The sequence below is a fragment of the Peribacillus sp. SRI_006 genome, assembly GCF_057586375.1.
The window spans coordinates 1-436 of the sequence record NZ_JBYCZT010000052.1; the positions used below are offsets into that span (position 1 = coordinate 1).

Genomic DNA, 436 nt, shown 5'->3' on the forward strand with positions numbered 1-436 from the left:
TTTCTTCTTGAAGACGTCCTTGATACGCTCGTGTTTCTTTACGAACGATTTTCTTTTCAAATTTCCGTTTATTCGCACTGGCTTTCACATGTGTGGAATCCACGAAAACGTGTTCAGCACTTATTAACTTTTGATTAGCAGCTGTCATTAAAATGCGATAGAAAATCTGTTCAAACAGGTCTGTATCTTTAAGGCGTCGCTCATAATTTTTCCCGAACGTAGAGAAATGAGGTACTTTATCATGGAAACCATAGCCTAAGAACCAACGGTAAGCCATATTCGTTTCAACTTCTTCAATCGTTTTACGCATGGAACGAATACCGAAGGTATATTGAATGAAAGTCAGTTTAACTAAAATAACTGGATCAATACTTGGGCGTCCTACCTCTGAATACATATCTTTCACCAAGTCATAAATGAAAGTGAAGTCAATGGC

At 37.6% G+C, this 436-nt stretch carries 1 protein-coding gene; it reads right to left on the reverse strand.

Annotated elements, in window-relative coordinates:
• Window positions 1–436: transposase (locus tag AC2YHV_RS27615; protein WP_487374606.1), on the reverse strand; the 436-nt coding region annotated here is incomplete at both ends.